Annotated in this window: 21 protein-coding genes; 7 read left to right on the top strand and 14 right to left on the bottom strand. The window is 38.0% G+C overall.

All coding sequences use genetic code 11. The features are described 5' to 3' along the window. Positions 1 to 47: 47 nt before the first annotated feature. The 10 genes from ACFOSX_RS10410 to uvrA form a co-directional block, all read right to left on the bottom strand. Complete coding sequence (locus ACFOSX_RS10410) at positions 48 to 419, bottom strand: DoxX family protein (RefSeq protein ID WP_386100457.1); 372 nt, start codon at positions 417 to 419, stop codon at positions 48 to 50. A gap of 83 nt (positions 420 to 502) precedes the next feature. Then, a complete protein-coding gene (locus ACFOSX_RS10405; protein WP_386100454.1) occupies positions 503 to 895 on the bottom strand; it encodes a CBM20 domain-containing protein in 393 nt (130 codons plus the stop codon). 3 nt (positions 896 to 898) lie between these two features. After that, positions 899 to 1,384 (bottom strand): hypothetical protein, encoded by a 486-nt coding sequence (locus ACFOSX_RS10400; RefSeq protein WP_386100451.1) that lies wholly within the window; start codon positions 1,382 to 1,384, stop codon positions 899 to 901. A gap of 13 nt (positions 1,385 to 1,397) precedes the next feature. Next, on the bottom strand, positions 1,398 to 1,898 hold the full coding sequence (locus ACFOSX_RS10395) for a DoxX family protein (RefSeq protein WP_386100449.1): 501 nt from the start codon (positions 1,896 to 1,898) through the stop codon (positions 1,398 to 1,400). A gap of 118 nt (positions 1,899 to 2,016) precedes the next feature. After that, entirely contained in the window at positions 2,017 to 3,186 is a 1,170-nt protein-coding gene (locus ACFOSX_RS10390; RefSeq protein WP_386100447.1) for a helix-turn-helix domain-containing protein, read from the bottom strand. A gap of 236 nt (positions 3,187 to 3,422) precedes the next feature. Beyond that, positions 3,423 to 5,834 carry an alpha-ketoacid dehydrogenase subunit alpha/beta gene (locus ACFOSX_RS10385; protein WP_386100444.1) on the bottom strand — a complete coding sequence of 804 codons (2,412 nt, stop codon included), beginning with the start codon at positions 5,832 to 5,834 and terminating at the stop codon, positions 3,423 to 3,425. Between the two features lie 155 nt (positions 5,835 to 5,989). Continuing rightward, on the bottom strand, positions 5,990 to 8,749 hold the full coding sequence (locus tag ACFOSX_RS10380; RefSeq protein ID WP_386100441.1) for a metalloprotease: 2,760 nt from the start codon (positions 8,747 to 8,749) through the stop codon (positions 5,990 to 5,992). Positions 8,750 to 8,944: 195 nt separating this feature from the next. After that, on the bottom strand, positions 8,945 to 9,634 hold the full coding sequence (locus tag ACFOSX_RS10375; RefSeq protein ID WP_386100438.1) for an LOG family protein: 690 nt from the start codon (positions 9,632 to 9,634) through the stop codon (positions 8,945 to 8,947). A 159-nt stretch (positions 9,635 to 9,793) separates the two neighbouring features. Then, entirely contained in the window at positions 9,794 to 9,961 is a 168-nt protein-coding gene (locus ACFOSX_RS10370; protein ID WP_386100435.1) for a lmo0937 family membrane protein, read from the bottom strand. A 134-nt stretch (positions 9,962 to 10,095) separates the two neighbouring features. Further along, positions 10,096 to 12,924 (bottom strand): excinuclease ABC subunit UvrA, encoded by a 2,829-nt coding sequence (uvrA, locus tag ACFOSX_RS10365; protein WP_386100432.1) that lies wholly within the window; start codon positions 12,922 to 12,924, stop codon positions 10,096 to 10,098. 151 nt (positions 12,925 to 13,075) lie between these two features. Here uvrA and ACFOSX_RS10360 point away from each other — a divergent pair, with 151 nt between their 5' ends. Further along, positions 13,076 to 13,606, top strand: coding sequence for a hypothetical protein (locus tag ACFOSX_RS10360; RefSeq protein WP_386100429.1), 531 nt, complete (start codon positions 13,076 to 13,078; stop codon positions 13,604 to 13,606). Positions 13,607 to 13,637: 31 nt separating this feature from the next. Here the strand turns inward: ACFOSX_RS10360 and ACFOSX_RS10355 are convergent, their stop codons facing one another. Next, a complete protein-coding gene (locus ACFOSX_RS10355) occupies positions 13,638 to 14,258 on the bottom strand; it encodes a DUF4159 domain-containing protein (protein WP_386100619.1) in 621 nt (206 codons plus the stop codon). A 76-nt stretch (positions 14,259 to 14,334) separates the two neighbouring features. Between ACFOSX_RS10355 and ACFOSX_RS10350 the strand changes: the two genes are divergently transcribed. After that, a complete protein-coding gene (locus tag ACFOSX_RS10350) occupies positions 14,335 to 15,054 on the top strand; it encodes a DUF1223 domain-containing protein (protein ID WP_386100426.1) in 720 nt (239 codons plus the stop codon). Here ACFOSX_RS10350 and ACFOSX_RS10345 read toward each other — a convergent pair. The 3 genes from ACFOSX_RS10345 to tsaD are packed head-to-tail and all read right to left on the bottom strand — an operon-like array spanning position 15,051 to position 17,478. Then, on the bottom strand, positions 15,051 to 15,758 hold the full coding sequence (locus tag ACFOSX_RS10345) for a 16S rRNA (uracil(1498)-N(3))-methyltransferase (RefSeq protein WP_386100423.1): 708 nt from the start codon (positions 15,756 to 15,758) through the stop codon (positions 15,051 to 15,053). The genes ACFOSX_RS10350 and ACFOSX_RS10345 overlap by 4 nt on opposite strands. Beyond that, entirely contained in the window at positions 15,758 to 16,399 is a 642-nt protein-coding gene (locus ACFOSX_RS10340; protein WP_386100420.1) for a peptidylprolyl isomerase, read from the bottom strand. Before ACFOSX_RS10340 ends, ACFOSX_RS10345 begins: the two co-directional genes overlap by 1 nt. A 56-nt stretch (positions 16,400 to 16,455) precedes the next feature. After that, positions 16,456 to 17,478 (bottom strand): tRNA (adenosine(37)-N6)-threonylcarbamoyltransferase complex transferase subunit TsaD, encoded by a 1,023-nt coding sequence (gene tsaD, locus ACFOSX_RS10335; protein WP_386100417.1) that lies wholly within the window; start codon positions 17,476 to 17,478, stop codon positions 16,456 to 16,458. A gap of 163 nt (positions 17,479 to 17,641) precedes the next feature. Between tsaD and ACFOSX_RS10330 the strand changes: the two genes are divergently transcribed. From ACFOSX_RS10330 to ACFOSX_RS10310, 5 genes are all read left to right on the top strand, one after another. Further along, positions 17,642 to 22,042, top strand: a complete 4,401-nt coding sequence (locus ACFOSX_RS10330) for a translocation/assembly module TamB domain-containing protein (protein ID WP_386100414.1) — start codon at positions 17,642 to 17,644, stop codon at positions 22,040 to 22,042. Positions 22,043 to 22,174: 132 nt separating this feature from the next. Then, positions 22,175 to 23,161 carry a 6-phosphofructokinase gene (pfkA, locus tag ACFOSX_RS10325; RefSeq protein ID WP_386100411.1) on the top strand — a complete coding sequence of 329 codons (987 nt, stop codon included), beginning with the start codon at positions 22,175 to 22,177 and terminating at the stop codon, positions 23,159 to 23,161. Between the two features lie 31 nt (positions 23,162 to 23,192). Next, positions 23,193 to 24,194: a type I glyceraldehyde-3-phosphate dehydrogenase gene (gap, locus tag ACFOSX_RS10320; RefSeq protein ID WP_386100408.1), complete on the top strand. Its 1,002-nt coding sequence runs from the start codon at positions 23,193 to 23,195 to the stop codon at positions 24,192 to 24,194. A 59-nt stretch (positions 24,195 to 24,253) separates the two neighbouring features. After that, positions 24,254 to 25,120 (top strand): N-acetylglucosamine kinase, encoded by an 867-nt coding sequence (locus tag ACFOSX_RS10315; RefSeq protein WP_386100405.1) that lies wholly within the window; start codon positions 24,254 to 24,256, stop codon positions 25,118 to 25,120. Between the two features lie 93 nt (positions 25,121 to 25,213). Beyond that, positions 25,214 to 25,393 carry a hypothetical protein gene (locus ACFOSX_RS10310; protein ID WP_386100402.1) on the top strand — a complete coding sequence of 60 codons (180 nt, stop codon included), beginning with the start codon at positions 25,214 to 25,216 and terminating at the stop codon, positions 25,391 to 25,393. The last annotated feature ends 87 nt before the right edge of the window (positions 25,394 to 25,480 follow it).

Below are 25,480 nucleotides of genomic sequence, written 5' to 3'. Positions count from 1 at the left end.
ACAAACATGGCCCTGCTCATGCCAAACACTAAAAACATTTTATTTTATCACTTTCTCCCATCAATTGAATAGCGTCCTGCGCCGGTGAAAATCAGTGCTGTAAACGTTATGAGATAAAGAAGCGCCATCTCTTTATTTTGTAACGGGTCATTGCCATGAACTACAAAGGCCGCTACGGCCATGGTGATAGCTGCTGGTATAGCTGCCAGTTTTGTTTTGAAGCCAATGATTAAAAGTGCAGGAGCAAGGACTTCGCCAATGAGGCAGAGAATAAGGGATATTGTTGACCCTAATCCTATAGGATCGCCAAATGAGGAAGGATCATTTAGCATTTCTAATTTTGGGATACCGTGCGTAAGCATTAAGCCACCAAAGCCAAGTCGAAGGATTAAAAGCCCGAGGTCATAGTTGGTTTTCATATATAATGATTAAAAATTTGTGATGTCTAAAATAGAAAAACCACAACAGAGTTGTGGCTTTTGTTCAGTCAAATTAAGAATTCCTATTCGTTTCTAGATAATTCAATGGGTTCAGGTACATTATAAATGGCTTTGTATACAATGCTTTCTGGCTCATATTTAAATTGAATTTGTCGATTGTTCTGGTTTTTCAATTCAAATACAGAATCATTGACCACAAACTTAAATTCCAAATCAAAATTTGCTGTACTTAATTCTATTTCGGTTCTATAAACATTATCCTTTTCAAAGTACGTAAGCGGCATAGTACTCTTCCATGAGAGCGGTTCTAGATTACCTCTTAGGCCTACGGATGTAACCTCTGATGGGTTTTCAAGCTTTAGTTGAAAGCTAATTTTTTTAGTTTGTGTTTGTTGTACGCAACTCAGAAAAGACAGTGCTAAAATTCCAAATATGAGATTTTTAATATGTTTCATCCTTTATGTTTTTTTATAGTCATAGCGGTTTCTTACAAAGGATTTCTCCTCGCCGAAATACGTCACTTCTTTAACTACAGAATAGGTAGAATCGGTTAAGGTACGGGTCATACGCATATTGGCTTTTTTACCATTGTCTTTACCGACATAACTTGTTACTAGCGTTTTTGTGCCATTTGTATTGGAAAAGTGTTCTATTTTTTCATTGCCAAAATACGTACCATCGTTTCTCAATTTTACAGAGCTCTTATTATTCTTACTGGGCTCATAGGTGTATTGCACATTCATAACGATTTTTCCGTTTTTGAGTTCAATTTGCATCGTCGCGTCGATGGATTCCTGCTTGCCAGATTGGTAATCCTTATAGATCAATTTTCCTTTCCAACTGGTGTTGTTTAAGCTTTCAAAGTCCGAAAGCGATACTCGGTTCTGAGCTATTAGGTTGACGCCCATTAGTAATGCGATTGTCATTGTGATTAACTGTTTCATGATACTAGCGTTTTTATTGATTATTGAATTTTTTAGTAATTAAATAGTCTAGCCCAAAACGTCCTGAGCCTAACATAAGATTGTAGATGCTGGCCCAAAGGAAACCCATAGCCGGAAGCATAGACCACAGTCCTTGATTCCATTTTTGCATAAAAATGGCGACGAGCATGGTACACATAATTAAGAAAGAGGCGATCCTCGTTTTTAAACCTAGTAATAAGAAAAGACCGCCAACCGCTTCGCTGAATGCACCCATCCATGCAAAAAATACTGGTGCAATCGCAAAGATGCCTCCATAAGCTTTTACATCATCTGGAAACCAAGCCACAACCTCAAACAGGTTTAGGTTTTGGGAATCTGATGTCCAAGGCATTCCGAATTTATCGGCACCAAAACTTGCAGTAAGCCATAAGCCACATAAAATTCGAGGAATAGCAAATGCCAAATCCATGTACCATTTTGGTTGTAGTACAGGTTTTAAAATTGAAAGGAAAAGTGTTTTTAATCGTGTCATCTTTGATGTGATTTCTTCTGAATAGATTCAGAGTTAATGATGACACAAATTTGAAGAAAAGTCTACCGCTGGGCGACTTATAACGTCTCAGGAGGGCTCAAATACGATTTGAGACGTCTTAATTGAGTTGCGTTTTGAGATATTCGGATGGGGAATGGTTGGTAAGTTTCTTAAATACCCGATTAAAGGTGGCTTTACTATTAAAACCACAGTCTAAAGCAATACCTAAGAGCGAGAGGTGCTGATGCTCTTGATTTTTTAATTTGATTTTGAAGGCTTCAACCCGATAAGCATTTACATAGTCGTTAAAGTTTTTTCCGAAGCCTGTGTTTATGATTTCGGAAAGTTGCCCTCGCGTCATATTGGCCATTTCGGAAAGGTCGGATAAGTTGAGCTCTGGGTTGAGATAGACGAGTTGGACTTCCATTAACTCAGTGACTGTGGTTTTGTCTTTTTCTGAAATGGGGTTTGTCGGCTCGCCTTCATGCTCTGGGATACCGATGGTTTTTGGGCTAAAACTAAAACTCAATCGATTTAATTTTGTGGTATCCGTGAAGTAGCCTTTAATTCCAATAAAGAGGGTAATACATGCCATATAAAGATTTAGCCACCAACGTTCTTTATAGCCTAAATCAGCAAAAAATGACCCGACAATCTCTTGAATATTAGAATAGAGAAACGATAGTGAAAACAGGATGAGGAAGGTGAGAATCCAGTTGAGTTCCAGCTTATAGGTATTAGAGAAATATTGCGTTATTTTTCTTCTATAATTATAAAATAACTGAAAGGTAAAGGCCAAATACAAAAGCATCTGCGCGGGCGCAACAAAACTTAAAATAGGTTGCAAAATGGCTTCGTCCCAAGCTAATTTTAGCACGCCATTTTGTACGGTGTCAAAATTGGGTTGTAAGGCATCATAAACATAGATACCTAGCCTAAAGACAACTATAATAATAGCTAAAGCAAAATGCCACCAATACTTCTTTTTAAATTTGAAGTTAGATTGTGTAATCGACTTCACATAGAAGTAAATTAACGGCGCCAGCGCAATACCAATATTGATGAGGAAGTAATTAATCTTAGTAGTCCTAAAGGTATCATACCAGCCCATAAAACCTACAGTATAGCAGATTTGGGTATAGCAAGTCAAAAACAGTATGAGCCCCAAAAATAAATCTGAAAGATTATGTTTTTTGAAGTATCGCGTCAATAACAAAATCACGAAAATAAACCCTTGAAGGGCAAGAATCAGTAACGGCAAACTCCAACGATTAAAATCCGGAAACATTCAAATAGTATTTTACAATTTAAATGTAGGGCATTTTTGAGAAACTATAAAAATCAATGCGTCTCATATTGTTTAAAGGCCTTGAAGTATCGGCAGATTATTGAAGTTGAACATTCTAAATATGATGACGACATTACGAGGAGCGGTGCGACGTGGTAATCTCCAAAATAGAATTAGATAACTAAAAAGATTGCCACATCTCGCTTTGGCGAGCTTCGCAATGACGTAATGATTTCTTACCTCAATCGAGGAAAGTCTTCAGGATTCACTTCATGCATTACCTTATAAACGGCTTCAAAAATATCTTCCGTGGACGGTTTTGAGAAGTAATCGCCATCCGTTCCATAAGCTGGTCGGTGAGCTTTGGCCGTTAGCGTCTTAGGCTGACTGTCTAAATGCTGATAGGCGTTTTGAGTATTTAGAATTTCATTCAAAATATAAGCTGAAGCACCACCTGGGACATCTTCATCAATCACCATCAACCTATTGGTTTTGGCTATGCTTTTTACGATATCATGATTCAAATCAAATGGAAGTAACGATTGGACATCAATCACTTCAACATCAATACCAACGGTCTGTAGCTCTTTTGAGGCCTCTTCCACTAAACGCAATGTTGAACCGTAAGACACCAAAGTGATATCTGTTCCTTCCTTTACAGTTTCTACAACACCAATAGGTGTTTTAAACTCCCCGAGATTGCTTGGCATTTTTTCCTTGAGACGATAACCGTTTAAACATTCAACAACCAATGCTGGCTCGTCGCTTTCTAATAGTGTATTGTAGAAGCCTGCCGCTTTGGTCATGTTTCTTGGTACAAGGACGTGTATGCCTCTAATTAGATTTAACACACCGCCCATTTGAGAGCCAGAATGCCAAATACCTTCAAGTCTATGGCCACGTGTTCTCACAATCAAAGGTGCTTTTTGTCGCCCTTTGGTGCGGTATTGCAAGGTCGCCAAATCATCACTCATAATTTGAAGTGCATACAGTATATAATCCAAATATTGAATTTCTGCTATTGGGCGCAGACCACGCATGGCCATTCCAATCCCTTGTCCGAGTATAGTTGCTTCTCTAATACCAGCATCCGAAATCCTCAATACGCCATATTTTTCTTGAAGCCCTTCCAGCCCTTGGTTAACATCTCCGATATGACCAGCATCTTCACCAAAAATCAACGCTTCAGGATAGGTACTGAAAATTTTATCAAAGTTGTCTCTTAGCACTACACGTCCATCAACTTCTTCAGCATTATCTGCATACACAGGTTCTACGGCTTCAGAATTTATCGCTTTATATTTAGAAGAACTATATAAATGAGAGCTAAATTGAGGTTGAACAGTACTAATATAGTTGGTAATCCAATTCTGAAGATTGTTCTTTTCAGCTGAATCTTCAGTGATTACATAACGTAAAGCTTTGCGCGTTGCCGAAAGAATATCTTTTCGTATCGGTTCTGAAATTGACGCTAAGTCATCTTTCAATTTATTTATAAAGACAGCATTGTCGCTAGAATTGGCTAATGCTGAAAGAAGAGTAATTGCTTCGTTTTGTTCTGACTTTATTGGTTTCAGAAAAGCCGTCCAAGCAACTTTTTTCCCTTCACGCACCTCTTTTTTAATAGACTTTTCAAGCTCCGTCAGTTCCTCATCTGTGGCAATACTATTACCAACCATCCATTGACGCATTTGTGCATTACAATCGTACTCAGTTTCCCACTCTAAGCGCTCTTTACTTTTATAACGCTCATGAGAACCAGAGGTTGAATGACCTTGAGGTTGAGTTAATTCATTAACGTGAATCATCACTGGCACATGCTCCGTTCTTGCGATAGAGGAAGCCCGTTGGAAAGTATCTATAAGTTCTGGGTAATTCCAACCGTTTACACGAAGAATTTCATAACCTTTGTTATCTTCATCACGTTGGAAACCTTTAAGGATTTCAGATATATTTTCCTTGGTGGTTTGATGTTTAGCGTGCACAGAAATACCATATTCATCATCCCAAATACTTATCACCATAGGAACTTGCAAAACACCTGCGGCATTTATGGTTTCGAAGAACAAACCTTCACTGGTACTGGCATTACCAATGGTACCCCATGCAACTTCGTTACCCTCGTTTGAGAATTTGGAGGTGTCAATACCATCGACATGTCTGTAAATTTTAGACGCTTGCGCTAAGCCCAATAATCGTGGCATTTGCCCTGCGGTAGGAGAGATGTCTGCGCTAGAATTCTTCTGTTGTGTCAAATTCTTCCATTCCCCATTTTCATCTAAGCTATGGGTTGAAAAGTGCCCACCCATTTGGCGCCCAGCAGACATTGGGTCATGGTTAATGTCTGTATGTCCATAAAGTCCGGCAAAGAACTGCTCAATTGATAGTTCACCAATGGCCATCATAAAGGTTTGGTCACGATAATAGCCAGATCTAAAATCACCATTTTGAAAAGCCTTGGCCCACGCAATCTGTGGTACCTCTTTGCCATCACCAAAAATCCCGAATTTTGCCTTGCCCGTCAGTACCTCACGACGTCCCAAAAGACTACACTCCCTGCTTGTCACTGCGATTTTGTAATCGTTTAGAACTTCAGTCTTAAAATCGTTGAATGTAATTTCCGTTTTAGTGCTTTCGTTAGACTTCATTTGGCATGGAATTTTAGTCTAGCAAAAGTAAGGAATAATGCTATGGCTTGCAATGCCTAAATATGTTATAAATTTGAATTATATTCATTAAATTGAATAATTTGAAGATTATTATTCAATAAAATATTAAAAATTAACATTTCAATAAGAATTCATTAATACCACTTGCGCCTAAAAAGACCTAATAAAACCTGTGGATCTACGGTAAATTTAAAACGTATTTTTTGGTCATAATTCTCTTGTCCTATTTCCAAGCCCAAATTGGAGTATATTGGAAAGAAGATTTCAAAATAATCCTGAACAAGATTTAATCTAACTCCAGAATCATAAACAAAAACTGGATCAAAACCCTTGTTTTTCACAAAGCCAACATCACCATAAGCTTGAATATAGCGCCAAATGGACGTACTGAAATTGGCTGTGCCTATCCATTGATTCGCAAATTCAGGTTGCAATTGTGATTTAAAACCGCCTTCGGCAATGATGATCTGCTGACTAAAAATACCAGAAGCTTCAGAACGCCCGAGATAATTTAGGTCAAAGAGATAGTCCGTTGGACGATCCAAGGCAAAACTGAAAAAGTCTGAGTTGGGATCAGAACTGTTCTTTAAAAATGTACCGAGGTAGACCCTAAAGTCGTAATTCCGATTGCGCTTGGTCAGCTTTCTGAATTCGTAATCAACAGAGACCTTACTAAATTGGGCACCAATTTGAAAATCTGTACTAAATCTTGAAAAATTGATAATACCTGGGCTAGAATGTATGTACCTCAAATTGAAAACGCTATAATCAGGATCATCCACAACTACCGTCGCATCTGGCCCTAAATTTCGTGTTATACTGATATATCTTAGGTTAATAAAATCTCGCACATCCGATCTAAAATCATCTTTATCTCGAAACGCTAGTGTAAAACTTGGGCGTATTCTAGTAAAAAATGCATCTTCGGCAAAAGATTGGTATGCAACGCCTAGTCCATAGGATATATCATATAAATTTTGCCCTTCCAGATTATGCGTATATGATACAGAACCACCACCAGTAAACGATTTTGAGTTCGTTGCATATTGTGGTGAAAATCTATAATTCAATCGCTTGCGTAATAATGTTTTGTTGTAGAATTTAGTGCCAAGAGTTAAACCGTCATAGATATTGTTGAACTCAATTAACGGCATCAAAAAGAGTTGGTTATAATAAGGATCTTCAATATCCTTAAATAATCGAAACTGTAGCGGTTTGCTAAATAACGATCCGTTTGTCGATTTGTAATTGTCACGCTGATTGATTTCAGGAATGGTGTAATCATAATCTAAAACCAATTTGTCAATACTATCCTTGGCAATAGCGAATTGTTTTTCACCTTTAAAGCCGTCTAGCCAGGTTTTGCTCAACACAGAATCATTATTCATTGCAAATAGAGAAACAGGCATAGCATGGTCTCTTTTGTTCTTAATGGTGAAACTTATGGAGTCTTCAGTGGTTTTGAGTTTATAGATCTTAAAATCAATCTTTTTTCGAGTATTTACATAATCAGTGAAAAACCAATCCACATCTTTTGTAGTCTGCGATTTTAAGTAGGTTTCAAAATCATTCGGAGTTACAGATGTTAATCGGTTTTCCGAAACAAAGTTCTTAATCACTGAATTTAAATCCACATCTTCAGTGTAGTCGTTGAGATAATTGAGACCCATCCCAGCTTTATATTTTGAAGCAATCTTGGCGTTGAATTTAACCAGCGAATCTTTTGAAGTGTTTAATGGCTGGTCGTTGTTCTTTCTGGCCATTTCCATGGAATAGAGGAAATATTGAAAGTTGAAATCCAAATCGGAAGCATGGAAAGCTCTAATACCCCAAACATTGGCGAGGTTTCCAAGAAGCTTTAAGTTTGGGTAATTTGTCTTCACATATTGAATCATCAAGTAAATCTGAATACCTTCAGAAAGCCAATAGTCTTTTCTGGGGTTTACAAGTAGAGTATTATCTAAATATTGCTGTAAGGCAGATTTAAGCAATTTTAATTCATATTGAATGTCATCCGGAAAGGGTCTCAAAAAATCAGGGAGTTGATTGATGCCATACAAAGGATCCCGATTATAATCAATAGCCGTGACCAATAAATTTTTATGAGGATAGTCGCCAAGAGCTTCCGTAATGTATTGTGTGACCCTATCGGTTATTATAGCTTTGGCTTGTGATGCTAAACCTTTTACGTCGATGTCGGACAATACCGTGAAATCATCTGTAGTTATTGAGCTGTATTGTTTCGTGGTATTTAAGGATACAAATGTCTCTGTTCTGTTTTTTCCTGATAAGAGTGTGGTTGTCACATCAGTCTTTGAGGCTAATATTTGCTGATTAAATTCAGACTCTACTTTATAACCAGATGGGTGCGTCAATTCAATACTAACGTCTGATGCTGGAATAAAAAGATCATCTAAATTTTTGTTGCTATAGACCTGCCATTTGCCATTGTATACAGCTGGTGTGATATACCAATATTTAAGTTTAAAATTTCCCTCTTTTGTAAATCCATAGTCCGTAAACTGTGCATCGGCCAGTTTAATGAGATACTTGAGTTCTATATGATAAGTGTCTCCTGGTTCTAGTGGACTGTTCAGTATGACCTTCAGGATATCGACTTGTTTTTTTGGTCGGATGAAATCCATGGATTTTCCGCCTTGGTCAGCTATTGAATGAATGGTAGTGTAACCTCGGGATCTGTCCTTAGCCAAATGAAAACTGGTGTTGAATTCCTCTTCAAATCGTTTGCCTAGTGCTGTACTTTTATTGGAGTAACTATTATTCCAATCGTGTAAGTATACCTCGTATAAGGTTGTGTCTGAGGTATTTTTATACTTTATAGTTTGTTGTATCGCTATCTGCCGTGAGTCTTTGTTAACTTCGGCTTTAAGCAATAGTTCATTTTGGGCTTCAATTGAACCCGCAACAAAACAGAAGCAAAATAAAAAAGTTAGGATTTTAATCAACTAGCGTAATAAATTTAATAGGGTTTAAATTTTAATTTAATTATTGGAAGTTGATTGATTTGTGTTTTAAAAACGCTCCAAAATACACATAATTGTTCGGAAAGTATAAAACAAATGTTAAGTTTAAAAATTAGGACTGAGATTGTATTCTTTATAGAAGCTATCTAAGATGTCAATTACTTCATCCGCAGTATCAACCAAGTGGATTAAATCTAAATCCTCAGCACTAATATTATTGTTAGCTTTCAGCAATGTGGTTTTTACCCAATCCATTAAACCGCTCCAAAATTCTGTTCCGACTAAGATAATCGGGAAGGATTCAATTTTGTGGGTTTGTATAAGCGTAATGGCTTCAAACAACTCATCCAAGGTTCCAAAACCGCCTGGCATAACTACAAAACCCTGTGAATACTTCACAAACATCACTTTTCTTACAAAGAAGTAATCAAAATCTAGGCTTTTATCATTATCAATATATGGGTTGTCATGCTGTTCAAAAGGCAAATCAATATTAAGTCCAACTGATGTTCCTCCTGCAATATGCGCTCCTTTGTTACCTGCCTCCATTATACCTGGACCACCACCAGTAATGACGCCATAACCGTGCTCCACGATTTTCTGGGCCACTTCTTCTGCCAATTGGTAATAGGTTTGGTCTGGCTTGGTACGTGCCGAACCAAAAATAGAAACGCAAGGCCCAATTTTACTTAGTTTTTCATAACCATTGACAAATTCTCCCATAATCTTGAAGATTGCCCAAGAGTCATTCGTCTTTATTTCATTCCAGCCTTTATGCTTATGTTCTTTTCTCATGTCGGTAGTTTAATAGTCTCAAATAATCTCAAAAAAAGCCCTAAAAAAGGACCAAGGACAAATTTAAACTAAATACTTTGTATTACCAGTAAAAGCCATTCAAGTTATGACCAAAAAAAACAGGCCCAAAAGGCCTGTTCCATAAATATATTTTAATGTCTATAACGGCTTTCTGCCTGAGATAATGTTGTAAAGAATAACGATTACGGCGATAACCAATAATACGTGAATCAATCCGCCGGTTCCGATTCCAGGTACAATACCTAAAAGACCTAATAACCAAACGATAATTAAAATAACGGCAACAAGCCACAATATGCTTTTCATAATAAATAGTTTTTAAATTGTTAGTTAGCTCTAAATTAACAAGAAAAGTCCATGAAAGTGCTTTATCTCTCTTTAGGGCTAAGGAATTGCCCAAATGAGCAAGGAATACGTAAATGGGTTAAGTCTTGCCGTGTTTAGGGCAATTCTCGCTTTAAAAACTTAGCAGTGTAGCTCTTTTTGTCCTTAATAATCTGCTCTGGAGTCCCAACAGCTACAACTTGGCCACCACCTTTGCCACCTTCATAACCAATATCGATAATGTGGTCTACGGTTTTAATAACATCGAGATTATGCTCGATGATAAGCACCGTATTACCTTTGTCAACGAGTTTATTCAAAACTTTCATTAAGACGTTGATGTCTTCAAAATGAAGCCCTGTTGTTGGTTCATCTAATATGTAGAAGGTGTTACCCGTATCGCGTTTACTTAGTTCTGTAGCCAGTTTTATACGTTGTGCTTCGCCTCCTGAAAGTGTTGTGCTTTGCTGTCCTAGGGTGATATAGCCCAACCCAACATCTTTGATGGTCTTGAGTTTACGATGGATTTTAGGAATATGCTCAAAGAAGCCCACAGCCTCTTCAATCGTCATGTTTAAAACGTCTGATATAGATTTTCCTTTATATCGAATCTCCAAGGTTTCCCGATTGAAACGCTTTCCCTGACAGGTCTCGCATTCTACATAGACATCAGGTAAGAAGTTCATTTCTATAACTCGAAGTCCAGCACCTTGGCAGGTTTCACAGCGTCCGCCAGTCACATTAAAACTAAAGCGTCCGGGTTTGTAGCCTCTAATCATGGCCTCGGGAATTTTGGCAAAAAGACTTCGGATTTCATCGAAAGTCTTGGTGTAGGTTGCAGGATTGCTTCGAGGCGTTCTCCCAATTGGCGATTGGTTGATATCAATAACCTTATCAATATGCTCTAGACCTTTTATGTTTTTGTAGGGCATTGGTTTTTTCACGCCATTAAAATAATACGCATTAAGAATAGGATAGAGGGTTTCATTAATTAAGGTCGACTTTCCACTGCCTGAAACTCCTGTAACACCAATCATTTTTCCCAATGGAAACGTAACATCAACATTTTTAAGATTATTCCCTGTACAGCCTTTTAAGACCATTTTTTTACCGTTTCCTTTTCGGCGTTTCTTTGGGATTTCAATTTCCCGCGTGCCGTTAAGATAGGACGCCGTAAGTGTATCCTCCTTTAAGAGTTCTTCTGGCGTGCCTTCGCTGATTATTTTTCCACCATACTTTCCGGCGAAAGGGCCAATATCAATCACATGGTCGGCACGTTCAATCATGTCTTTGTCGTGTTCTACGACGATGACGGAATTCCCAACATCACGAAGGGATTCTAAACTATTGATAAGTTTTTCATTATCACGCTGATGGAGACCGATACTGGGTTCATCTAAAATATAAAGTACGCCAACGAGTTGAGAACCAATTTGCGTCGCCAGTCGAATACGTTGCGCTTCACCACCAGAGAGTGATTTTGAACTTCGATTTAAAGACAGATACGTTAATCCTACATCTATAAGAAATTGTGTTCTATTCTTGATTTCCTTAATAATTTCTGAAGAAATCTTTTGCTGTTTCTCGCTTAATCTAGAATCTAAATCCTTCAGCCATTCGGCCAATTCCACAATATCCATGTGTACCAAATCGGCAATACTTTGGCCATCAACTTTAAAGTAAAGCGATTCCTTTTTTAAGCGTGAGCCCTCACACACAGAACATTGGGTTTTGTCCATGTATTCCTTCGCCCAGCGGACTAATGATGTGGAGTTAGATTTGTATTGGTTTTCGATAAAATTGGCAACGCCTTCAAAATCTATTTTATAATCGCGCGTAACGCCGAGTAATTTGCTTTCTACTTGAAACTTATCCTTGCCACCAAAAAGAATGACTTGTTTAGCTTCTTCGGGAATGGTTTCCCAAGCATCTGCCAACGAAAAATCAAAACGTTGGGCAATGGTATCAAACTGTTTAAAAATCCAGCTTTTCTTTTGTGGGCCGTGAGGGGCAATAGCTCCGTTTTTAATCGATAGGCTTTCGTCTGGAACAATCTTTCTAGGATTTACCACATACAATTCGCCAATCCCATTACAATTAGGGCAGGCGCCTTTTGGAGAATTAAAGGAAAAGTTATTCGGTTCCGGATTTGGATAAGAAATGCCTGAAGACGGACACATTAAATTCCGACTAAAATAGCGAGGCTCTGGCGCATCTTGGTCAATGACCATTAGTACATCATCCCCGTGATACATGGCCGTGTTTATAGATTCCATTAAACGTTTTTCGTTGTCTTGGGAATCATCGATTTTAAGGCGGTCAATAACGATTTCTATATCGTGGGTTTTGTAGCGGTCTAGCTTCATGCCTTTTTCCAAATCCACAATCTCGCCGTCAGTACGTACTTTTACGAACCCTTGCTTGGCAATCTGTTCAAACAATTCCCGATAATGGCCTTTTCTCGACCTAATAACCGGTGCGAGGATATTGATGCGCTTTCCGACGAAGGATTCCAAAATCAAATCCTTAATCTGCTCATCGCTGTAGCTGACCATTTTTTCGCCCGTGTTATAACTGTAAGCATCACTGGCTCTAGCGTAGAGCAGTCGTAGGAAATCATAAATTTCGGTAATGGTACCAACGGTTGAACGTGGTGACTTGCTCGTGGTTTTTTGCTCAATGGCAATAACAGGGGAGAGGCCATCGATTTTATCGACATCAGGTCGTTCTAAACTGCCCAAAAACTGACGTGCGTAGGCTGAAAAGGTTTCAATATAACGGCGTTGGCCTTCCGCATAAATAGTATCAAACGCCAAAGACGATTTTCCGCTTCCGGACAACCCAGTAATTACTACCAGTTTTTCTCTGGGAATAGTGACATCAATATCTTTAAGGTTATGGACGCGAGCGCCTTTTACTTCGATAGAATCGTCAAATTGGGTCATAAATGTGAGGGCCTTAGCTTAATTTTTTGAAAAGTTCCCCTTTGCTCATTTAGCTTCGGGTTACAAGTTTGCAAAGGTACGATTTTAGATATTAATTTCTTGTGAACCTTTAGTCCATATTGCTTATAATTGTAATTCAAAAACACAAATTATGAAGTTATTAGGCATAGGTTCAAGAATCAATCATAGCGACTACGGAAAAGGCGTAGTCACCAACGTGACCTCCCAGCATTATTGGGTGACTTTTATAGATAATGGTTTGGAAACTATTGATTTGGATGCGGAATTCGACGTCATTGAAGCCTCGGAAGACGAAGTGGATACCATTAGTTTTTACGAAGTAGAAAGCAGTCTGCGACAAATCTTGAAAAAATGGTCGGATGTGTCCGAAGTGGTTTCCATCGCCGATAAATGGAAAGGCGGAAAACTTATTTTTGAACCGGGTGACACCAACCTTCAAGGGAAAGAACTGCCGATTGATACGTTCTTCCACAAAATCACTATGGTGCGTGACCGTTTACGTGTGATGGAACAAAAAATCAATTCTAGCAAAAACTTGGACGAACAGGAAAAAATAGATTTACAGCAATACATCACCCGAAGCTATGGGAGTTTAACGAGTTTTAATGTGTTGTTTAAGTTGAAAAGCCAGCAGTTTAGAGGGCAGTCGGGGAAGGGGTAGTTCTTAGTGTAAAATTTAAAATATTTATTATTTAATTCTCAAAAGCAAACTTCACAATATTAGCGCCCATTTTTAAGGCTTTTTCGCGAACATCCTGCGGGTCGTTATGGACTTCGGTGTCTTCCCAGCCGTCGCCGAGGTCGGTTTCAAAAGTAAAGAGTAGAATTAATCGGTCGTCATGAAAAAGACCCAAAGCTTCAGGCGCTTTACCATCGTGTTCATGGATTTTTGGAATACCGTTCGGGAAATCAAAAGCAGTAGAAAAAATAGGATGCTCTTTGGTTATGGGAATTAAGTCTTTATTGGGAAAGACTTTTTTAAGTTCTTTAGTGACATAAGGTTTCATACCGTAGTTGTCATCAATATGAATAAAACCACCAGATAGTAGATAATTCCGTAGGTTTTCAGCATCCGTGTCATCAAAAAACACATTGCCGTGCCCCGTCATGTGGATAAACGGATATTGAAAGATGTCCGTACTGCCAGCTTCTACCGTGGCAACATTTTCATTAATGTTGGTATTGATATTATCATTACAATATTTCACCAAATTAGGTAGGGCTGTAGGGTTAGAGTACCAGTCGCCACCTCCTTTATATTTTAGAACCGCTACTTCTTGCGCATTTAGAGTTAGGCTCGTTAAAAGCATCATAAAAGGCAATAGTTGTGTAAGGCTCTTGATTTTTAAAGTACTAATCTGCATATCTCAAATGTAAAAATTAATTGTTATGAAAGCCTTGTTGTTAACAGTATTTATCATTCCGGTGTTATTGTATACTCCTAATGAACGACCCATGGAAAAATCACCTGTTGTTCTAGAGTTGTTCACCTCACAAGGCTGTAGCAGTTGTCCGCCGGCTGATCGTTTGTTATCAGAATTGGCTTCGGAAGACATTATCGCTCTATCGTATCATGTCGATTATTGGAATTATATTGGCTGGAAAGACCCTTTTAGTAAAGAAAGCTACACCGACTTGCAACGCCAGTATTCAAAGAAATTCAACAGCTCAACCATCTACACACCACAATTGGTGCTTAACGGAAAAACACATGTGGTGGGTTCGGATAGAAATGCAGTGGCACGAAAGATTGAAGCCTATGGCACATCAAAAGGAACAGCAGGAATTAACATCGCCAATGCAAAGACGGTTGATGGTTTTGTGGAATTCAACTATAACGCTTCGGGTCAGTTTGAAGACCAAACCCTAAGAATCATTCTGGTCATTAAAGAACGAAAAACATCCGTAAAGCGTGGTGAAAACAGAAATAGGAATTTAGTGAATAGTAATATTGTTATCAATGAACAGCGCTTTAGTTTGAAGGAAAACTCTGGTGAAGGCCGTATTGCCATTCCGGATATTGTAAAATCTTCAGATGAGTTGTCTTTGGTGCTTATACTTCAGGATGATAATTTGGACATAAATGGTGGCACTATAAAAAGCCTTTAGTCTTCATTGATAAAGGCAACACTGTGACAAGCTACAATAGCGGCGGTCTCTGTCCGTAATCTTGTGTTGCCGAGGGTCACGGGTTTAAAGCCTTTGGATATAGCCAATTCTATTTCTTCCGAACTAAAATCGCCTTCAGGACCAATAAGAATAGTAATCTCAGAACCTTTTTTAATAATAGATTTTAGAGATGTTCTATCAGAATCTTCACAATGCGCGATAATGCGTTGTCCTTCAAAATCTTGATTCAAAAATTCATGAAACGGTTGTGCTGGTTTTAATTCAGGCAAATAGAGATGTAGCGACTGCTTCATGGCAGACTGAATGATTTTTTCAAAGCGTTCGGGCTTTATCATCTTCCGCTCACTGTGTTTGCATATGATAGGTGTAATGCTGTCAATACCGATTTCGGTAGCTTTTTCTAAAAACCACTCGTAACGGTCGCTCATTTTTGTTGGGGCTACAGCCAGATGTAGTTTATACGATTTTGGTTTGGAAAATTCTTTTGATGATATCTTGGCTTCACAACGCTTTTGCTCTACCACATTTAAAACCGCTGAAAACAACCAACCTTTTCCATTGGTAATAGACAAGGTATCACCAACACGTTTGCGTAGTACTTTAGTGATGTGGCGACTTTCTTCTTTGTCAAAGACAATGACGTTATCACTTTCTGAAATAATTGGGCTGTAAAACAGTTGCATTAGCGACTCGTTTTTTCCGTGATTTTGAGTACCGTAATTTCTTCTATAGGTTTGTCCGCTTCAGACTTCAACATTACGTAGTGGCGTTTTTCTCTGGGCTCGTCAAAACTAAAGACTTGCCCGACTTTATGGTCTGCCAAAATCTTTTCGAACCGTTTAGACATTGACCCTTTTTTCAACCAGCCCAAATCACCACCGGTTTTAGCCGAACGGTCTTTGGAATATACTTTGGCCAAGCCACTAAAATCGTGACCACCTTCGCGCATGCCTTTGAGGATGAAGCTTCGTAACGAGTTGATTTCGGACATTGGTTGAATCTTACTATCGAACATAATAATGCTAGCACGATAATGCGGTACCATGTCTCTTTTGATGACTTTATAATGAGTGGTTTCAAATTCGTTTTTATAGGTTTTTTTGCCTCCAGTACCTAATTCAAAAAGTTCATCAGCTAGTTTTGTTTTATGTTTTTCGGCGTTATAAACTACGATTTTCCCTTTTAGTTTGCTGTTCTTTTTAAGAAAGGCATTGGCTTCTGTAGCATTTGAAATAGAATCTAATTCGGTTTCAATATTAAGTTCAGAAGAGTCCTGAGCCCAAGCAAAAGTGGATAAAAAGCAAAGTAATAGCGGTAATCTCATTGATGGAAATTTAGTATTCAGTAGGATTTTCATTCTTTCAAATTTAGGGAATCTCGTTATATTTTTAGTCGTGCTGTGGCCATGACATCCAATCCTGAAAAATCTTGTTCTAGATATTTGTAATAGCCAACTATGGCAATCATTGCGGCGTTATCTGTGGTGTATTCAAACTTAGGGATATACGTTGTCCAACCCATGGTTTTTTCGGCATTTTTTAACGCTTCTCTTATTCCAGAATTTGCCGAAACACCACCACCGATAGCCACTTGTTTTATCCCCGTTTGCTTTACGGCTACTTTTAGCTTATCCATAAGTATGCCAACAATGGTGTGTTGAATGGAAGCGCAGATATCATTGAGATTGTCTATTACAAAATCAGGGTGCTTTGCTGTTTCTCGCTGGATAAAATAAAGGATTCCGGTTTTTAATCCTGAAAAACTAAAATTCAATCCGTCGACTCTAGGTTTCGTAAAATGAAACGCTTTTGGATTACCCAATTTTGCACGTTTGTCAATCTCCGGTCCGGCAGGATAACCCAATCCCAGAATCTTTCCACTTTTATCATAGGCTTCACCAACGGCATCATCAATCGTTTCACCAATGACTTCCATGTTAGAATGACTACTCACCTTTACAATTTGCGTATGTCCTCCAGAAATGGTCATCGCTAAAAATGGAAATGACGGTTGTGCGTAGTCATCTTCTTCAATAAAATGTGCAAGTATATGGCCACGCATATGATTGACTTCAATAAGTGGAATATTCAAGCCTAAAGCCAATGATTTTGCAAATGAGGTGCCAACCAATAAAGAGCCCATTAATCCAGGACCTTTGGTAAAGGCAATAGCGTCTAATTGTTCTTTGGCAATACCTGCTTTTTTCAACGCTTGTTCTACAACCGGTACAATATTAGACTGGTGGGCACGTGAAGCCAGCTCTGGTACAACACCGCCATATTCAGCATGAATTTTTTGGCTAGAAACAACGTTACTCAGAATTTTCTGGTTGCATAAGACTGCAGCCGATGTATCATCACAGGAGGATTCTATACCAAGAATATAAATATTTTCTTTCGCCATAGCTTAGATAGGCACAATAATTGTTAATTTTGAAAACAGTAGCATTAGCGCGTAAAAATCTACTGCAGTTTAGGGCAAAGATAAAGCAATAATGCGAGTATAAAAGCCTCGAAAACACATCAAAAAAGTCGCCAAAATAATAGGGAAAATCGCAGCAATAATTTTGCTGCTTTTTATCATTTTGGTATTGGTACTTTCTATTCCTTCCGTGCAAACCAAACTTGGTAATTATGTTACTAAGCGACTAAATGACGATTTTAAGACAGATATCAACGTTGGTCGAGTTAGTTTGCAATTCAATGGAGACGTAGAGCTAAAAGAAGTCCTCATCCGCGATTATATGAAGGACACACTCTTCAGTATTGGCGAATTGAACACTTCAATTATCAGCTTTGGAAACCTTTCAAAAGGCAAATTGAATTTTGGAGATATTGATATTGAAAATTTAGTTTTTAACCTCAAAACTCACAAGGGCGATTCCTTGACGGGCTTGGATGTCTTCGTAAAGAAGTTTGAAGAAGACAATCCTAAATCCACGCCAAGCGAGTTTTTGTTTACCTCTAGTGATGTGACTATAGATCATGGAACTTTCAGAGTTGTCGATGAAAATTTAGACGAACCAAAAGTTCTTGAATTTAAAGACATACAAGCCAATACAACCAATTTTAAGATTATCGGTCCCGAGGTGGAAACCCGAATCAATAAGTTCACCTTTGCCACGAGTAGAGGGGTTTTGGTCAAGAATTTAAGCACAAATTTTCATTACACCTTAAATGAGATGACCTTTGATGCGTTGTCTATTAAAACTGAAGAATCATTTCTAAAAGGTGATTTAAAGTTTAAGTATAAGCGTGAAGACATGGCTGACTTTGTCAACAAAGTAGAACTTGAAGCCAGCTTCCATGATTCCGAAGTACAGTTAAGCGAGATTAATGTCTTTTTTGATGAGTTTGGTACCAATCAACGTGCTAATTTTAATGTTGATTTGTCTGGGACGCTTAACAATTTATCGGCTAAAAATCTTAATATTAGTACTAGTAGAAATACTCAAATTATAGGCGATATTAATTTTAAGAATATAGCTGGCGCAGACAATGGTGGTATGATAATAGATGGACGTTATGACAAACTCTCGTCTAATTACAATGACCTTATCGTCATTTTACCTAATATTTTAGGGCCAGCCATTCCTAAGCTATTTGAAAAAGTCGGCAATTTTAGAATCACAGGTACCTCTTATATTACCGAAGATTTAGTTAAAGCAGACTTTAAAATCAATACCGATTTGGGTTATGCCGAAACTGATTTAGAGCTGACCAATACCAGTTCAATCGACAATGCAAATTATGTTGGTAATATCATTTTATCAAAATTCAATATTGGAGAGTTGCTCAATGACCCAACCGTTGGTACCACGACGCTCAATTTGGATGTCAAAGGCAAAAGTTTTGAGTTAGAACGTTTAGACACCAATATTAAAGGCCGCATAGACACTTTATTTTACAATGGATACAAATACAAAAAAATAAATGTAGCTGCCAATGTCGGAAAGCAGATTTTCAATGGAGAACTAAAAGCAGATGACCCAAATCTTAAAATGGATTTCAACGGACTTGCCGATTTTTCAGGAGCTAAAAACAAGTTCGATTTTAAAGCTGATGTCACCTTCGCCGATTTAAAAACCTTGAATTTTATTACCCGCGATAGCATTTCAATCTTTAAAGGAAATGTAGAAATAGCCGGTACGGGCTCTACGTTTGATGATGCCGAAGGACGAATCAATATCAAAAATACAACATACGAAAATCAGGATGATAGTTACGTGTTTAGGGACTTTGCCGTGGTTTCAAGTTTTGAAGGTGAGGAGCGAACTATAGCCGTAAATTCACCAGATATCGCAAACGGTCAAGTAAAAGGACGATTTAATATTGCTGAGATTCCACGATTAGTTGAAAATTCTGTGGGTAGTCTATATACCAATTATCAACCCTTTGAAGTCACTGAGAATCAATATCTCAATTTTGAATTTAAGATTTACAATCAAATCGCTTCGATTATTGACAAAGATTTAAAACTTGGAAGAAACACTACTGTAAAGGGTAAAATTGAAACTGATGAAAAAGGCTTCCAACTCGATTTTACAACCCCAAGCATCAGCTACAAAAACTACTTTGCCAATGTCATAGATTTGGAAATTGATAACGGCAATAGGGTATACAACACTTTTATTGAAATAGATAGTTTGCATACAGGAAATTATAACGTCTCCGATTTTTCCCTGGTGAATGTTACGCGTCGTGACACCCTTTTGGTGAAAACAGAATTTAAAGGTGGTTTGAATAACACAGATTCCTATGACCTCAATTTATACTATACCATAAACGAGAACAACAGGTCGGTTGTCGGTTTTAGAAAGTCGGCATTTAATTTTAAGGGCTATGATTGGTTCATCAATGAAGAAAAAAATAGACAGAACAAAATTACATTTGACCGCTCGTTTGAAAATGTAGATATTTCAGAATTAACCATAAATCAAGGTGATGAAGAATTGTCTGTATCTGGCATGTTGCGCGGAAATACTGAAAAAGATATCAATGTAGCTTTTGAAAACGTTGCCCTTCGGAAAATTACACCACGTATCGATAGCCTGGCTCTCGCAGGTAGGGTTAATGGTAAATTGAATTTGCTTCAAACCAATGGAGTTTACCTTCCGACGTCAGATATTGAAATTAGAAACTTGAATGTCAACGATATGGAGTTGGGGAATCTCAAAGCCATAGTGAAAGGCGATAATTCAATTTCTAGATACAAGGTCGATGTAAAACTTCAAAATGATAACGTAAAAGCTTTAGACGCTATAGGGGTTATTGATATTGATAAAAATAACCCGACAATTGATGTCAATGTTGCGCTAGAGGATTTTATGATCGACCCTTTAAATCCTTTAGGTGAGGGTGTCATCAATAATATTAGGGGTTTAGTCTCAGGAAATGCTAAGGTTACAGGAAGTTTAAAACAACCTAGCATTGACGGTGAATTGTTTTTAGATAATGCAGGGATGACCATTCCATATCTCAATGTGGATTATAGCTTTGATTTTGACTCCCGAGTAACATTAAACAATCAGCGTTTCATCTTTAATGATGTAGAAATGACCGATTCTGAATATTTCTCACAAGGTATATTAAACGGTTTTATTGCCCATAATAATTTCTCCGATTGGGAACTTGGTTTAAGCCTACAAACAGACAGATTGTTGGTGTTGAATACGGAAGAAACAGAAGACGAATTGTACTACGGTACTGGCTTTGTGTCTGGTACTGCCGAAATCTATGGGCCTACGGATGAATTGACCATCTCGGTGGATGGAACTACGGAATCTGGCACAGAGTTTTACATTCCACTCAATGATACAGAGAGTTTTGGAGACAACTCGTTTATTACGTTTTTGAGTCCGGAAGAAAAAGCCGCCAGAGCACGGGGCGAAATTATTTCACAACGTGAAGTAAAAGGTGTGGAGCTTGATTTTGATTTGAACGTTAACGAAAACGCCTTGATTGAAATTGTGATTGATAAAGAATCCGGAAGTACCATTAGAGGTCGTGGTGCAGGTAACTTATTATTTGCCATTAATACCAATGGGCGCTTTAATATGTGGGGTGATTTTACGGTGTTTGAAGGGCTCTATAATTTCAGGTACCAAGGCTTGGTTGAAAAAAAGTTGACCGTAGAAGAAGGGAATATCGTTTGGGAAGGCGAACCATTGGATGCGACTTTAAACCTAACGGCGGTATACAGAACCAACGCTAATCCTTCTGTATTGTTAGATACACCTGTGAGCCGAAGCATACCTGTGGAAGTTCAAATTGGGCTGACGGGTCGACTGGAAGCACCAGAGCCAGACTTTAATTTTAGGTTCCCAAATGTGAGTTCCACCATTAGGTCAGAGCTCGATTATCGGTTGGCCTCGAAGGAAGAGCGCGATAATCAGGCCTTATTTTTATTGGCGACTGGTGGTTTCGCCAGCGGTATTGGCGATTTAAATATCAGTGGTACAGTATCTGAGCGTCTCAATGGCATTATAAATAACATTTTTGGCTCAGATAATGGTGATTTTGCCGTTGGGGTAGATGTAGAATTAGGTCAGAATCGTCCAGATTTTCAAACAAATAATCGTGTAGGGTTGACGCTTCAGACTAAATTGTCCGATAGAGTCTTAATTAACGGTAAGGTTGGTGTACCTTTTGGTCAAGCCAATCAGTCAGTGATTGCAGGAGACCTTCAAATTGACTTTTTATTGAATGAAGAAGGCACCTTAAAAGCTACGGTCTTCAATAGAGAAAATAGCCTTCAAAATTTTGGAGAGCAAATTGGCTACACGCAAGGTCTGGGAATATCTTATAATGTAGAGTTCGATTCGTTTAAAGAACTCATTCAAGTCCTTTTCAAAAAAAATCAGAAAAAGCCTCTTTTAGAAAATGAAGAGCAAGAAAAAGATAAGCAAGAAGAGGTTTTACCTAATTACATTACCATTAAAGAAAAATCTTCAAAAAAGAAGCAATAAGCATTATTGTTCTTTAAAATTCTAAATACTTATTAACGAAATCGTTTGAAATTTTAGAAGTTTCCATAAATTCTGTTAATCCCCTTATGCGTTTTTGTTTTGTTTGTTAATTTTACTTTAAACAAGTAATTAATGTCTAAAACATTGAAAAAAATTGGGGTGATGACCTCTGGTGGTGATTCCCCAGGCATGAATGCTGCCATACGTGCTGTTGTAAGAACATGTGCTTATCATGAGATTGAATGCTACGGTATTTATCGTGGTTATGAAGGGGTGATGGAAGGCGATTTTGTAAAAATGGATGCCCGTAGTGTAAAGGGCATTATCAATAAGGGTGGTACTGTTTTAAAATCCGCCCGTTCCAAAGCGTTTAGAACTAAAGAAGGCCGTCAATTGGCTTATGAAAAATTGACCGAGGCAGGAATCGATGGATTGGTAGTCATCGGCGGTGACGGAAGTTTTACCGGTGCTATGGTGTTCAATTCTGAATTTGATTTTCCCGTAATGGGAATCCCAGGAACTATTGATAATGATATCGTTGGTACAACACACACTCTAGGCTATGATACAGCTTTAAACACGGTTGTTGAGGCCATTGATAAAATTAGGGATACTGCCAGTTCCCACAACCGATTGTTTTTTGTAGAAGTTATGGGACGCGACGTTGGTCATATTGCTCTTAACGTTGGTGTTGGAGCAGGTGCAGAGGAAATTTTAATTCCCGAGGAAGACCTAGGATTAGACCGATTGATTGATTCGCTTAAACGAAGTAAGGCTTCTGGAAAATCATCGAGTATTGTTGTGGTTGCTGAAGGCGATAAAATAGGAAAGAACGTATTTGAATTAAAAGACTATGTTGAAGAAAACATGACGGAATATGAAGTGCGTGTTTCCGTGTTAGGTCATATGCAACGTGGTGGTTCACCATCCTGTTTTGACCGTGTTTTAGCAAGCCGAATGGGTGTTAAAGCCGTTGAAAGCTTGTTAGAAGGCAAAAGTAATTACATGGTCGGATTGAAAGATGATATCATTCAAATCACACCATTTGATCAAGCCGTAAAAGGAAAATCGAAAATCAATAAGGAACTCTTGCGAGTTTCTGATATAATGACTGTATAACCAAATAATAGAATTAAATAGAAACCAAAATATGTCAAATTTAAAATTAGGAATCAACGGATTCGGGAGAATAGGAAGAATCGTTTTTAGAGCAACCGTTAAGCGAAATGATGTGGATGTTGTCGCCATTAACGATTTATTGGATGTGGAGCACTTAGCCTATCTTTTAAAATACGATTCGGTTCACGGCCGTTTTGATGGTGAGATAGAAGTTAAGGATGGAAACCTCGTCGTAGACGGAAAAACGGTAAGAGTAACTGCTGAACGCGATCCTAAAAACTTAAAGTGGGATGAAGCTGGTGTAGATGTCGTTGCAGAATGTACAGGTATCTTTACAACCTTAGAAACTGCAGATTACCATTTACAAGCCGGTGCTAAAAAAGTAGTTATTTCTGCACCAAGTAAAGACGCCAAAATGTTTGTCATGGGCGTTAATGACCATGAGTTAACCGCTGACCATAAAATTGTGTCCAACGCATCATGTACCACCAATTGTTTGGCGCCATTGGCCAAATTGATGGATGATAATTTTGGTATTGAGGAAGCGTTGATGACAACGATCCATGCAGCCACAGCAACACAATTAACTGTAGACGGCCCATCTCGTAAAAATTATAGATTAGGTCGTTCTGCATTAAACAATATCATCCCAACTTCAACGGGAGCCGCAAAAGCAGTGGGTAAGGTAATTCCTAGTTTAGATGGTAAATTAACAGGAATGGCGTTTAGAGTGCCAACTGCCGATGTTTCCGTAGTTGATTTAACCGTAAAAACCAAAGAAGCAACATCGCTAGAAGCTATTAAAAAAGTTTTTAAAGAAGCGTCTAAAGGAAGTATGAAAGGCGTGTTAGGCTACACTGAAGAAGGTGTTGTGTCTCAAGATTTTGTGAGCGATGCACGTACAAGTATATTTGATGCAGATTCTGCTATTGAGTTAAATCCAACATTCTTTAAGTTGGTCTCATGGTATGATAATGAGTTCGGTTATTCCAATAAGCTTGTAGATCTTGCACAGAAAGTAAATAACCTTTAACATTTTAAAATTCCGTAAGTCTAATTTAGATTTACGGAATTTTTCTTTATTATCACCCTATGATATTAATCACCGACGGAGGATCCACAAAATGCGATTGGATTGCCATAAACCATTCAGGAGAGCAGGCTGCAGAAAAAATCAGGACTAAGGGTCTTAATCCAGCTATTATTGAAGAAAAGAAGCTTCGAAAAATAATAACTAAGAAAAAAGCACTTCAAAAAATAGCTAATGAGGTGACTCATGTCTTTTTTTATGGAGCAGGCTGTGGCACGGACAAACCACGTTTGTTGCTAAAAATGATTCTGGAAGAGAAGTTTCCAAATGCCGTAGTTGAAGTGAGAGAAGACACCTATGCAGCCGTAAGAGCATGCATCAATACAAACGATGAAGCAGCAGTTGTATGTATTTTGGGTACAGGATCTAACTGTAGTTATTATGATGGTAAACAATTGCATCAACGTATTCAAAGCTTAGGTTATGCCCTAATGGATGATGCCAGTGGCAATCATTTTGGTAAGCGATTGATTAGGGATTATTATTTCCATAAAATGCCGGAATCCATTCGTGTGGCGTTTGAACATAAGCACAATTTGGAAGCAGATCACATAAAATTCAATTTATACAAACAGCCCAATCCTAGTGCGTATTTAGCAAGTTTTGCGGAATTTATGTTTTTGAATAAAGAATCTCAATACATTCAAGAGGTGATTAAGGATGGTATCAGAATTTTTTCAGAGAATATGATTCTTCAATTTAAAGAGGAGATTGAAACGGTACCGGTTCATTTTGCAGGTTCTATAGCCTTTTTTGCTAAAGATGAAATTACTGAAGTTGCTAAAGAATATGGTTATACCGTCGGTAATTTTGAAAGACGCCCAATTGAAGGTTTAGTGAGTTATCATGTCAATAACCTTAAAGCCTAATAACGTTTAATAATGTGTTGATAAATGTGATTCGCGCTATTGTAAAACTTATAAAATGGTTTTATCTTTGCACCAGAACTTAAACACATACTCATGTTCGAATTTGATCAATATTTAGGATTTTTAGCGTTTTTAACCATTTTAACCATCGGTTTTTGGTTAATGATTTTCCTACTGACTTTTGTTATCCCTTACTGGGTATTTGGTTCGGCTATTGAGCGTTTTAAGGAAATTAGAGAAGAACGCAAGGCAAAGCGCGAAGGAAGAGCGTAATTTGTTTTTAAACCATATATTAAAGAGTGCATTTAGCACTCTTTTTTTTGTTTCAATGTTTTATCTTGAAGGCTTCAAACCATCTAT

This window comes from Winogradskyella maritima (genome assembly GCF_042650215.1).
Classification (GTDB): domain Bacteria; phylum Bacteroidota; class Bacteroidia; order Flavobacteriales; family Flavobacteriaceae; genus Winogradskyella; species Winogradskyella maritima.
This window is presented reverse-complemented; position numbering and strand designations above follow the sequence as displayed.